Genomic DNA, 12,574 nt, shown 5'->3' on the forward strand with positions numbered 1-12,574 from the left:
CAAGGCATGAACGGCATCTCCTCCCTTCATCCGCCGGGACACTGCCGCTTTATACAGCAGAAGCTCTGCCACAAAAACCGGCAACCGGTCTGCCGGGCGACGTCAACAAAGGAGAGAAATCCAGCAATAACGCCGTTTCCCTCTGCTCACGGAAGCGGAACCGGACGTGCACCTGCATCCATCCATGAACGCTCCCCTCTCATCCATCAACCGCGCGTGACGCAGCGAGCCCTGAGGATCGGTGCCGCGCTCAAGGCCATCCCTGAAACGGACGACCTGACGCACCTGCGCGAGGCTCTGCTGTCCGAGTCGCGTGCGGACGCGCCGCAGTGGGGCTCGGCGGGGGAGTACCTGACGCTCGACCTGCGCACTCTGGACCCGGCCGCGCTGGAGCTCCGGATCGACGCGCTCGCGGACCGGGTTCGGCGCCGCGTGGATCAGGTGATGCGCCACACGCTTCGCGCCCTGGCCGCGCTGGAACGCGGAGAAGCGGCCGAAGTGGCGCGGCACCTGGTGGCGGCCGGCGAGGTGGAAGAGGGCGAGCGCCGGCTGCACGAAGCGCAGCGGTTCTACGAGCGCGCGCTGGAGGCCGGCCGCAAGCCGCGCGACCGCAGCGCGGAGGGACTCGCGCTCCGCCGGCTGGGGCGCGTTGCCCGGGCACTGGGCCAGTGGGAAGTGTCGGCCAGGCGGTACGCGGACGGCTACGAAGTATCCATGGCCCAGCGTGATGACCTGGGCGCCGTGGTGGCGTGCCAGGGGCTGGGAAACGTGCACGTGGACCAGAGCCGGTGGAGCGAGGCCCGCGGGTGGTACCTTCGCGGCGTGGAGCACTGCCCGGCACGCCGGCCCACGCTGGAGTACGTGCACCTGTGCCTGGGCCTTTCCGTGGTAGAGCGCCGCCTGGGCGATCTGGATGCCGCGGCGGAGTGGCTGGCGCGCGCGGAGGAGAGCGGCGCCGGCCTCGGTGACGGAGTGCTGGGGGCGGTGGATCACGCCTGGGGGCGCCTGCACCTGACGCACGGCGCGGAGGGTGAGGCCGAATCCGCCTTTCGCCGGGCGCTGGGGCGGGAACTGGACCCCGTTCTCCGCGTGGCGGTGATGGTGGGTCTTTCCGAGCCCCTGCTGCGGCAGGGCCGCGCCCGCGAGGCGTTCGCCGTCGCGAAGGACGCCGAGGCGCTGGCCATCCACTCCCGCGCGGTGATCAAGCTCCCCGACGTGTACCGGGCGCTGGGAGCCGCCGCGGAGGTCGACGGCGCCGAGGCGTTCCTGTTCTACGAACAGGCGCTGGAGGTGTGCCGCGATCATGGGCTGCCCGCTTTCGAGGCGGCCGCGACACAGCATCAGTACGGGATGTTCGAAGCACGGCGGGGCGAGCCGGAGACCGCGGTGGCCCGGCTGCGGGAGGCGCACCGGCTGTACACGGAGCTGGGCGCGTGGATGGAGGCGGATGAAGTGGCGAAAGAGCTAGGGCGCATGGGCGCCGCGCTCGACGACAACAAACGGGAGCAGACGGTATGAAGTTGATCGCGAGCGTGTCGGCGCTCCTCTTGGGATTGCTCGTGGCGGGATGCAACGGCGAAGTGGTGATCGGGGGCCAGCGCCCCGCGCGCCTGGTGCTGGTTTCCGGCGATCTGCAGACCGGCACCGTGGGGCAGGAGCTCCCGGCCCCGCTCGTCGTCCGCGTGCTGGACGACAAGGACCGGCCGGTCCGCAACCAGCTGGTGAATTTCGTTGTCACCGCGGGCGGGGGCTCGGTGTTCGCCGGGAGTGCACTGACCAACAGCGACGGCGAGGCGCGCGAGCGGTGGACGCTGGGCCCCGTCGCCGCCCACACCCAGCGTGTGGAGGCGCGCGCCGTGAACGCGGAGACCGGTGCTGCGCTGGTCTTCGGCGAGTTCCGCGCGGTGGCGGTGCCGGACGCGCCGGCGCAGGCAAGCGGGGTGATCAGCGGCACCTTTGACGCGGTTCCGGACACTCCCGTGCCGAACATCGGGGTCAAGGTAACCGACAGGTACGGCAACCCGCTCTCCGGCGTCACCGTGAACTGGAGCGTGACCTCCGGCGGAGGAACCGTCGCCGCGCCGTCCACCCAGACCGGCGCGAGCGGGTTCGCAGTGGTTGAGTGGCGGCTGGGCAACGTGCCGGGCGTTCAGACCTTGCGCGGCCAGGCGGGCTCGCTGCCTCCCGTCGAGTTCAGCGCGCGGCTGCGGCTGCCCGTCACCATTGCCTTTGTCGCCGCGCCCGCCGTCGTGCCGGTGAACGGGTCCGCGGAGTTCGCGGTGGCGGTGCGCGATTCCATGGCGCAGCTGATTCCCAACACGCTCGTGGAGTGGACGCTGACCGGAGCGGGGGGCACCCTGACGCCCGTCTCCGCCCGCACGGCCAGCGACGGTACCGCGCGGGCCACACTCGCCGTGGGAACCGCGCAGACCAACTTCACGGTCACGGCACGCGCGGGCAACGCGCAGGTACAGACGCTTACGCAGGTGGACGGGCCCATCCTGATCACCGACCTGTCGGCGGGCGGCTCCCGCGGGAGCTTCAACCCCAACGGGGGCGCCACGGCGCGAATCGTTTCGTCGGCCGGAGCCATCACCAGCGCACAGGTCACGATTTACGGCCGCTCCGCGCCAATGACCTTCAACGCCGCCGAAGGCAAATGGGTCGGCAGCGTGATGCTGTCCGATGCCCCGGGAGGAACGCTGGAGGGCAACATCACGGCGCAGGACGCCGCGGGCAACACGCGTGTGCTCACCTTCACGGTGGTGAACGATGCCAACCCGGTGGTCACCATCCTGGAGCCCGGTTCCAACACCGTGTCGGCCAAGGGAAGCATCCGGATCCGCGCGACCTGCTCGTCGTATGCGGGGCGGAGACCGGAACTCTGCGCCGACCTGTACTCCAGGGTGTCTACCGATGCGGCCACCTATCTTCCGAGCGCACGCGGGCGCACGGAGGTGGACGTGGTTGTGCCCCTTCCGGCCGGCCCGGCCACTGTGCACATCTATGTCTCGTGGACCGACGCGCACGGGGTCTACTACAACGTCCTCAAGATGATCACGGTCAACGTGCAGCCGTGAGGAACGCCGGGCAGGTCCGCCCCGGAACGCGGACCTGCCCGGAGAGGGATCGCACCGGATCGGCGCACTCGGGAGTGTGGAGATGCGCATCGCCGGTCCGCTGATCCGGGGAGAAGCACTCCAAGGGCATGACTCGCCGGGCAACACCGTCGCTGACCCATGCAGATTAAGAAGCCCCGAACGGCGCCTGTGGGCGTCGTTCGGGGCTTCCCGCTGTTGGACCGGCAAATTCGATCGCTCAGGACCCTCCCAGCCGGCTTCACGTCCGCCGTCCCGCACTGAACTTTCCGCCCCGCCCAACCCTCCCCCAGTCTTTTTTGGGGGAGGGTGGGCCGGTGGTGCCGGCCCGGGTGGGGGCCGCCGTGGAGGCGATCAGTTGCCGAGCACCGCGCGCGAAGCGTTGATCAGGCCGTATCCCTGCTCGCTGTGGCGGTTGGGATAGTTGGCCGCGGTCTGCTGCAGCCGGGCGCGCACCTGGTCGCGCGTCAGCGACGGGTTGCGCGACCACACCAGCGCGGCCACCGATCCCACCACCGCCGTGGCGTTGCTGCTGCCGCCCATTCCCACCACGTCGGCCGTGTACCGGCCGGTGCTGGGCACATCCAGGTACGCCGTGACTTCTACGTCCGAGCCGCGGTGAATGCCGCAGGGCACGCCGCCGCCCGGGTACGTGATCCCCGTCACCGCCATCACCTCGGGCATGTCGGCGGGGAACACCACATTGCTGTCCAGAATGCCGTCGCCGCAGCCGCTGGTGCCCGCCGCGCCCAGGAACAGCGTGGGCGTGTTGTAGTGCCAGTACTCGATCTCATCGGACACCTGCCACCACCAGTTCAGGCTTTCCCACGCCATCACGATCACGCGGGCGCCGCTGCTCACCGCCAGCCGCACGCTCTCCTTGGCGTCGCTGCTGCTGACCGCCGCCACGCCGCTGGCCTGGCGCACGCTGATCAGGTTGGCGCGGTAGGCAATGCCGCCCACGTTGCCGCCGTCCCACGGCGCGGCGATGATGCCGGCCATGCGCGTTCCATGGCCGCACTCGTCGTACACGCTGGCCTGCGACGGCACCTTCAGGAAGCGCATGGTGCGCCCGGTGCTGCTGCCGGAGGCAAAGGTGCTGGTGAACTGCCCCTGCCCCGACGAGATGCCCGTGTCGATCAGGCCGATGGTGACGCCCGCGCCGGTGCTGTAGTTCCACGCGGCCGGAATGCCCATGGCCGTGAACTTCTGCGAATACACGTCGCTGGTCGTGGTGTACTGGCGGTCGCCCGTCCACGTGCTGCCCCAGTCGCAGCCGCCCACGCCGGCAAAGGCGTGCAGGTCGCCCTGGATCATCACCGGCTCCACGTAGTCCACCATCGGCAGCTTGCGGATGGCCGAAAGCGCCGCCTGGTCCGCCAGACGCACTTCCACCGTGGGAAGCAGGTCGTCGGTCTTCACCAGCGTCACGCCGCGCTGGGCCAGGATGGCGTTGCGCCCCTGCGTCCAGTTGGCCCCGTCCACCAGCACCTTGCCGCGGTACGTGCCGCGCGAGGAGCCGGGCTTCTTGATGCCGACGACCGCGGTTCCGCCGCCCGCCTGCACGAAGTTCCACAGTTCGGCGTCGCTGCGCTCGATGAGCGTGCCGCCGCGCTCCTGCTGGCGCGTGGGAATGGGGTCGGCGCCGCGGGCCTGGGCGGCGCCGGCGTCCGGGGCGGCGGTGGGGGTGGACTGGTCGGAGCAGGCGGCGAGCGCGGCCAGGCCGGCCGCCATGATGGAGCGGGAGATGGTACGGTTCCGCATGCGGGCCCTCACGTAGGGATGGATCGGCGGCCCGCGGTCGCGGGCTCGCCAGAACGGAATTTTCCGTCGGGTAGAGACCCGGTGAAGGCAAGAAGGGTGACACGCGCAAACCATCTGTTTCCCGCCATCCACCGGACACCCGCGATCCTCTTCCGCGCACCCGAAAAATCCGCGTACCCGCTTGCTGAATCAGGAGTTAGGGCGATCCACCATCGATGCGAACCGCCCCGGTTCGCGAGCAGTACACCGTGTACTTTTCCGTGACTTCCGCCCCGGAATGAGGCGGCGCACCGCACCAGAATGAGGCGGCGCAATCGGAGTGGGCGGCGCTACTGCCGCTCCAGTTGAAGCGTCAGGCTGACGGGCCGGACGTGGCAGCCATCATGGGTGATCACGACCCCGGACCGGGACGCGGGGCGATGGCCGGGCGCTGTTGCCGTAACGGTGTAGGTGCCGGCGCGTTCGCCCACACCGACAAAGCTGGCCGGGTTGCTGCCGCCCGGGCTGTCACTCCCTTCCTGCGGCTTCAGCGTATCGGCCCAGGCGCCCTCGCTCGCAATGACCGTCAGCGCGGCCGGAGCGGCTTGGCCGGCTGACCGCACGTGGACCGTGAGTCCATACACGTACTGCATCGTGCACATCTGGGCGTTCTCGCCGGGAGAAGCCGGTTCGGGGCTGGTGCGCGGGGCGGGACTGCACCCAACCGCGACCAAAAAGGCGGCCAAAAGGCCGGTTGTAGCAACTCGCATCTCGTTTCTCCGTCAAAAGCTGGCGTGGCAGCGGCGGTCGATTCCGCCCCCGACCGGTGGTGTACGCCATCGGCCGGCACAACGATCCAACAGACGCATCCGTACGAGGCGCAAAAAAGGGGAGCCGGCGGCTCCCCTTTCTCGACATCGGCGCGGAGAATTACTCCCACTCGATGGTGGCGGGCGGCTTGGAGCTGATGTCGTAGCACACGCGGTTGATCCCCGCCACCTCGTTGATGATCCGCGTGCTGATACGCGCAAGAACGTCGTGCGGAAACGGATACCAGTCCGCCGTCATCCCGTCGCGGCTGGTGACGGCGCGCAGGGCGCACACATTTTCGTACGTCCGCTCATCTCCCATCACGCCCACGCTGCGCACGGGGAGCAGGACGGCGAACGCCTGCCAGATGTCGTCGTACAGCCCCGCGCTGCGGATTTCTTCCAGGTAGATGGTGTCCGCCTGGCGCAGCACCTCAAGCTCGCGCCGGTCCACCGCGCCCAGGACGCGGATCGCCAGCCCGGGGCCGGGGAACGGATGGCGGCCCACCATCTCCTCCGGCAGGCCCAGCTCGCGCCCCACCTGCCGCACCTCGTCCTTGAACAGCTCGCGCAGCGGTTCGATGAGCGCAAACTTCATGTCCTCCTTCAATCCGCCCACGTTGTGGTGCGTCTTGATGGTGGCGGACGGTCCCTTTACCGACAGCGACTCAATCACGTCCGGATACAGCGTGCCCTGGACGAGGAACTGCGCGTCGCCGCCCAGCCGCGCCGATGCGTCCTCGAACACGTCGATGAACGTGTGGCCGATGATCTTGCGCTTGGCCTCGGGATCCTCCACGCCGGCCAGCCGGTCCAGGAACAGGTCGGAGGCGTCCACCACCTCCAGCTTGATCCCCATGTGCGCGCGGAAGGTCCGCTCCACGCTCTCGCGCTCGCCCGCGCGCAGCAGCCCCGTATCCACGAAGATGCACGTCAGCTGCTCGCCGATGGCGCGGTGGACCAGGGACGCCGCCACGGACGAGTCCACGCCGCCGCTCAATCCGCAGATCACCTGCGCGTCGCCTACCGTGGAGCGGATCTTGGCGATCTCGTTCTCGATGTAGCTGCCCGCCGTCCACGTGGGTTCGCAGCCGCAGACGCGGAACACGAAGTTGCCGATCATGTCGGCCCCGCGGGTGGTGTGCGCGACCTCCAGGTGAAACTGCACGCCGTAGATGGGACGGTCGTTGGCGGCAAAGGCGGCCCACGGCAGCCCTTCGGTGCTGGCGAGCAGGCGGTATCCCGGCGGCGGCTGAACCACGTGGTCGCCGTGGCTCATCCACACCTGCGTGCGCTCGCCCGCGGGGAACCCGTCAAAAATCCCCGTTCCCTCTTCCACCGTCACGTGCGCGCGGCCGTACTCGCGCCGCCCGCGCTCCACCACGCCGCCCTCCAGGTGGGTGATGAGCTGCATGCCGTAGCACACGCCCAGCACGGGAATGCCCATGTGCAGCAGCTGTGGATCGGCGGTGGGCACGTCTTCGCCGTAGACGGACGACGGGCCGCCGGAAAGCACGATTCCCTTGGGCGCCCACTCGCGAATCCACTCCAGCGACCGTGTGGGCGGATGGATTTCGCAGTAGACCCGCTCCTCGCGGATCCGCCGCGCGATGAGCTGGGTGAACTGCGAGCCGTAATCGATGATCAGGATGCGGTTTGCGTCCACGTGTCCTTGTGGGAAAAGGGCGCCGTGCTCGGGGCAGGCGCCTGATCGTAAGCCGTTGGTCCGGGATGCCGCGCCAGAGGTCTCCGCCGTGTCCCGTTTGCGAGGGTCGGTGGAGAAGCCGCAATGTAGGCTCCGCGCCGCCGATGTGCGAGGGGATACGCGGCCGGTCCGCGAGCTGCCGCGCTGGATCCGCTCACCGCCGCCACACCATGTCATCCTGAGGCCCGGGCGCACCGGACCTGCACGCGCGCCGCGCTTCGCGGGCGGAAGGATCTACCTTTCGTCACACCACGGCCCGGGCGCGGTAGCGGCACGGAGCGCCGCGAGGGAATTCCGGCGCGTGCCCGCTGGAACGGCACGACTTGAACGCACTACGCGCATTCTCGCCCATGCTGATGCGGATTCCGAAACACCTGAGGGATGCAATAGGATTTTCGTGATCGAATTTTCCGGGCCCGCCTGATCACGCAATACTGCCCCGCTCTGTCCGTCCAGAATACACCGATTGCGGCATTCTTTCTGCGGAGCATTTCCAACCGTGGTCCAGCATCATATGTTTGTCTCCGAAGACGCGAATTCACTGCGGCTTCGGAACCAGCCGTACGATTGGCCCCGCCACACCGGATGCCGCGTGCTCTCCGCACGCAGCCGTCGCCGTTCTGCTCAGTGGTACCATCATGCAGTCCGTGGGTCGCCGCGCTCTCGCGCTCGCCTTCCTGCCGCTCGCTTTTGCGGGCTGCCAAGACCTGGAACGGCAAGCCCGGCGGGAGTTCAGCCTGGCGAATCGATTGTCCGCCGAAACACCGGCCGCCGCCGCGGCAGGCCAGCAGCCCCAGGCGGCGCCCCGCCCGCGCGACCGCGCGCCGGCCATCATCCGCGGCATCTACGTGGATGCGTACGCCATCGGCAGCCCGGTGCGCCGGCGCGACCTGCTGGCCCTGGCCGACACCACGGAGATCAACACCTTCGTGGTGGACGTCAAGGACGAGGACGGCGTGCGCTACCGGAGCGAGCTTCCCATGGCCATGGAAGCCACGCACCCCAAGAGCATCCCCATCCACGACCTCAAGGGGATCGCGGACTCGCTCACGGCGCACGGCATCTACCCCATCGCCCGCATCGTGGTGTTCAAGGACCCGCGGCTGTCCCGCGCGCGTCCCGCATGGTCCATCCACGCCCCGGACGGAAGCCCCTGGCGCGACCGGCAGGGGCTTACCTGGGTGAGCCCGTGGAACCGCGACGTGTGGGAGATGAACATCGCCATCGCCGAAGAAGCGGTGCGCGCCGGGTTCCGTGAGATCCAGTTCGATTACGTGCGCTTTCCCGAGGCGTACAGCAACCTGCCCACGCAGGTGCACCCGGCGGCGGATTCCGGCGGTACGCGGGCCGATGCCATCAGCGGCTTCCTTGCGGCGGCGCGGGCGCGCATCCATCCCCTGGGCGCCACCATCACGGCCGACGTGTTCGGCCTGTCGATGAACGAGTCCAGGGATGTGGGGATCGGGCAGCAGTGGGAGCGCATCGCGGCCGAGGTGGACGGCGTGCTGCCGATGGTGTATCCGTCGCACTACTTTCCCACGCACCTGCCGGGCATCACCCGTCCCAACCGCATGCCGTACCAGACCATCCAGCACTCGGTGGGGATGGGCGTGATCCGCAACGAGCGGATGGCGGCGGCGGGAATGGAGCCGGCGCGCATCGTTCCGTGGCTGCAGGCGTTTACGGCCACGTGGAACGACCGGGGCTACCCGTACCGCGCCGAGCAGGCCCGCGCGCAGATCCAGGCGCTGTACGACCTGGGCCTGGAGGACTGGATCTTCTGGCATCCGTCCAGCAACTATTCGCAGATCGCCGGCGCCTTTGCGCACGAGACCGCGCCCGAGAGCAAGCGCATTCCCATGCCCGCGTCGCTCGCGGCGCAGGTGGACCGCATGGACGCCGAGGGCGCCGCCGCCATCCGCACCGCGATGGCGGCAAAGGCGTCGCCCGTCGCCGCCGCGCCCTGACGCGCTGATCGGGACATCAAATCGATGAAAAGAACGCCACCCGGGCCGCTGCCCGGGTGGCGTTTTCATTTCGGTCGATGAACGGCCCCGCGGATCAGCTGCACTCGTGGACGACCTTGCGCTCGACGAAGCTGACGGAGGCGTCCGGGCGGGCCATGCGCACCGCGTACACGGGTCGGGTCAGGGCCTGTGTGCTGATGCAGTTGCCGCCGGGCGACGTTTCCACCACTTCCGCGACCACGGCCCCGTCCGTACGCACGGCGCGCTCGATCTCGATCCGGAAGCCGCCCGAGGAGCGCGTCCCCATCGCGGCAAACAGAACGATCTCGCGCGAAAAGTCGATCGCGGGACGCGCGGCGCCCTGCGTGAACAGCTCCCCCGCGATCCTGGCCCATATCGTGTCGCTGGTCACCACCACGCGCGCGGGTTTGTCGAACGCCGAGTAGTGGGGCGAGAATCCGGTCAGCGGCGTCAGGGCGACGACCTCGCCGGCCGGGAGCTTGTTGGCGGCGGGCGGGGAGCTGGGGTTGTCGCCGCACGCGGCGGCGAGCAGCATGGCGGCCGAGGCGGCGACGCGGAGCGTTCTCATGGGCGGATCACGGAAAGGGTGTGGCGTATGGATCACCGACGCACAACGACGATCCAGGCGCGGCGCCTGTGACATCGCCGCGGGCTGATCAGTACCGCCGACAATCCCCGCAGGTCCATTTCAGAATCCGCCGCCCCCGCCAACTATGGTTCCGCGCCACACCCGCCGCCGCAGTCCGCGCAGGCGGACTTCGTGCTTGTCCAGCGGCGAATTCATTCGCTCCTGGATGGGCGGACGGGCGAACCCTCGCCGCCACACCCGGGATTGCCCCCACAGTCCGCGCAGGCGGACTTCGCGCCGTTGTTGCCGCGACTTCAGTCGCCCCAGCACCGGCCAGCCCATCCAGCCCATCCACCGGAAACCAGCGAGGCGCGGAGACCGATCCGGTCCCCGCGCCTCGCTCATCCCTGCCCTTCACCCACCCCCGGCGCGATCCCATCACGCGCCGGAGATGATCATCCGCATGCGGCCGCTTACGATCCCGCGGTCCACACGTTGTTGGCGCGGTCCACGTCCACCAGGCGACCTTCCGGATCTAGTTCCACGCGCGTGAGCGTCTTGCCCGCGAACTGGTACTGGCGGCTGTACTCGCGCTGGTTGGTGCCCCAGACCTCGGCCGGGTAGTCGAAGTTCTGCGTGGTCCCGTCCGAAAAGGTGAAGCGGGCACGCACCGGCAGCACCCCACGCTGGCGGTTGGCGAACGTGACGGTCACCTGCTGGCCGCCTTCCGCCGACCGCGCCTGCACGCGGCCCACCGCCTGGTCGAACGAGGTGTTCTCCAGGAACCATTCGCGCCAGAACCAGTCCAGCCGCCGCCCGCCCACGTCTTCCATCGTCCGGAAGAAGTCCGCCGGAGTGGGGTGCTTGAAGGCCCAGCGGCGGATGTAGGTGCGGAACGCGTCGTCAAACGCCTCCGGCCCAAGAATCTCCTGCCGCAGCATCTGCAGGCCCACCGACGGCTTGTAGTACGCCGTAATCCCCAGCGCGGCGGGCGGAATGCGGTCCGGCGGCGTTTCCACCGGAACCGCGGTGGGGCTGGCCAGCGAGCGCTCCACGATGCGGCGCTCCTGCGCGGCGCGCGCCATCTGGTCGCCGCGATCCGGGTAGCGGCGCGCCTCGGCAAAGGTGTTGATGAAGGTGTTGAAGCCCTCATCCTGCCACATGTGCACGCGCTCGTTGCTGTCCACGATCATCGGGAACCAGTTGTGGCCGATTTCGTGGGTGACGACGTTGTACAGGTCGTACACGTCCTCGCTGCGGTTCTCCATCGCCAGCATGGGATACTCCATGCCGCTGATGGGCCCTTCCACCGCGCTGATCTGCGGCCACGGGTAGCGGAACCAGCGCTCGGAGTATTCCTGGATGGACATGCGCGACTGGTCCGCCGCGTCCTGCCAGTTGGCCGCCGCGCTGGGGCGATAGTACGCCATCGCGAGGATGCCTTCCCACCCGCTGGCGTCCCACTGGTACTCGGGAGACGCGGCCCACGCCACGTCGCGCACGTTCTGCGCGCGGAAGCGCCACGTCATGGTCCCCGTGCTGCGCGGGCGGGCGGCGCCGCTGCGCAGTTCCTCAGCCGTCACGATGCGCACGGGCGTGGCGGAGCGCGCGGCGCGCGTAAGCCGCTCGCGCTGCGCCGAAGTCAGCACCTCCTGCGCGTTCTGCAGCATTCCCGTCCCCGCCACGATGTAACCGGCGGGAAGGGTGACGGCGAAGTCGTAGTCGCCGAACTCCGTGTAGAACTCGCCCTGTCCCAGGTACGGCTCGGTGTTCCATCCGCGCACGTCGTCGTACACGGCCACGCGGGGGTACCACTGCGCCAGCTCGTACAGCGAGCCTTCGCGGCCCATGCGGTCGGCGCCGTGCTCGGGGATCAGGAAGTTCCACGCGATGTCGAACGTCGCCGTGCCGCCGGGCGCCAGCGGCTCGGCCAGATCCACCTTCATCACCGTCTCGTTCACGCGCGAACGCAGCGGAACGGTGCGGGTGCCCACCACCTGGTTCAGCCGGTCGATGACGTCGCCGCCCTCAAAGCCGCGCGCGCCGAAGCGGGAGCCCTGCGGGTAGTAGTACGAGTTGAGCGAGTTGCTCTTGAACGCGTTCTGCTCCAGGTGCATCCACACGAAGTGGAGCGTGTCGGGCGAGTTGTTCTTGTACCGCATGCGCAGCTCGCCGCGAAGCTGCTTGCGGGCGGTGTCCAGCTGGGCGGTGATGTTGTAGTCCGCGCGGTTCTGCCAGTACGCGCGGCCGGGCGCGCCGGAGCCCAGGCGCACGGCGCTGGGCGAGGGCCACAGCTGCAGCGGCGCGAACAGCGAGGTGTCGGAAACGCCCGGGCGCATGCCCGCGGTCTGCTGGGCCTGCGCGCCGCCGGCCACACCGGCCAGCGCGACGGCCACAGCCATCGAACGATAGATTTTCTGCATCTTGCAACCAGAGACGGAGTCCCAGAAAACGTACGCGCGATCTCGCCGATCGCGCGCAGGTGCATACCCTGACCCGCCTCCCGAGTTGCAGAAAATCCACTCCGGACCGCGAGCCGGTCCAGAGTAGCTGCATCTCCCGGTCCACGGCGGCGCGTGACCGAAAAAGAGGCGCCACGCGGACTGCTTCCGCGTGGCGCCTCCTGTCGTCTTCTGATCGCGATCGGTGCGGATTCGGACGAT

At 69.0% G+C, this 12,574-nt stretch carries 8 protein-coding genes; 3 read left to right on the top strand and 5 right to left on the bottom strand.

The window, feature by feature from the left end; genetic code table 11:
• The first annotated feature begins 216 nt into the window (after positions 1-216).
• Together HNQ61_RS06365 and HNQ61_RS06370 are read left to right on the top strand one after the other, a co-directional pair.
• On the top strand, positions 217-1,518 hold the full coding sequence (locus HNQ61_RS06365; RefSeq protein WP_170036254.1) for a tetratricopeptide repeat protein: 1,302 nt from the start codon (positions 217-219) through the stop codon (positions 1,516-1,518).
• Positions 1,515-3,080: an Ig-like domain-containing protein gene (locus HNQ61_RS06370; RefSeq protein WP_170036252.1), complete on the top strand. Its 1,566-nt coding sequence runs from the start codon at positions 1,515-1,517 to the stop codon at positions 3,078-3,080. The genes HNQ61_RS06365 and HNQ61_RS06370 overlap by 4 nt, the downstream gene beginning before the upstream one ends.
• A 372-nt stretch (positions 3,081-3,452) precedes the next feature.
• Here the strand turns inward: HNQ61_RS06370 and HNQ61_RS06375 are convergent, their stop codons facing one another.
• The 3 genes from HNQ61_RS06375 to guaA form a co-directional block, all read right to left on the bottom strand.
• On the bottom strand, positions 3,453-4,862 hold the full coding sequence (locus tag HNQ61_RS06375) for a S8 family peptidase (protein ID WP_170036250.1): 1,410 nt from the start codon (positions 4,860-4,862) through the stop codon (positions 3,453-3,455).
• A gap of 329 nt (positions 4,863-5,191) precedes the next feature.
• Positions 5,192-5,494 (bottom strand): hypothetical protein, encoded by a 303-nt coding sequence (locus HNQ61_RS06380; protein ID WP_170036247.1) that lies wholly within the window; start codon positions 5,492-5,494, stop codon positions 5,192-5,194.
• 277 nt (positions 5,495-5,771) lie between these two features.
• Entirely contained in the window at positions 5,772-7,316 is a 1,545-nt protein-coding gene (gene guaA / locus HNQ61_RS06385; protein ID WP_338088086.1) for a glutamine-hydrolyzing GMP synthase, read from the bottom strand.
• 677 nt (positions 7,317-7,993) lie between these two features.
• Here guaA and HNQ61_RS06390 point away from each other — a divergent pair.
• The gene (locus HNQ61_RS06390) at positions 7,994-9,322 is read left to right on the top strand and encodes a putative glycoside hydrolase (RefSeq protein ID WP_170036243.1); all 1,329 of its coding nucleotides are present in this window, start codon (positions 7,994-7,996) and stop codon (positions 9,320-9,322) included.
• Positions 9,323-9,416: 94 nt separating this feature from the next.
• On the opposite strand, the gene HNQ61_RS06395 is transcribed toward HNQ61_RS06390, so the two are convergent.
• Both HNQ61_RS06395 and HNQ61_RS06400 read right to left on the bottom strand, forming a co-directional pair.
• Positions 9,417-9,911 carry a protease complex subunit PrcB family protein gene (locus tag HNQ61_RS06395; protein ID WP_170036242.1) on the bottom strand — a complete coding sequence of 165 codons (495 nt, stop codon included), beginning with the start codon at positions 9,909-9,911 and terminating at the stop codon, positions 9,417-9,419.
• A gap of 473 nt (positions 9,912-10,384) precedes the next feature.
• Entirely contained in the window at positions 10,385-12,334 is a 1,950-nt protein-coding gene (locus tag HNQ61_RS06400) for a M1 family metallopeptidase (RefSeq protein ID WP_205761785.1), read from the bottom strand.
• Between the last annotated feature and the right edge of the window lie 240 nt (positions 12,335-12,574).

It is taken from the genome of Longimicrobium terrae (assembly GCF_014202995.1).
GTDB classification, from domain to species: domain Bacteria; phylum Gemmatimonadota; class Gemmatimonadetes; order Longimicrobiales; family Longimicrobiaceae; genus Longimicrobium; species Longimicrobium terrae.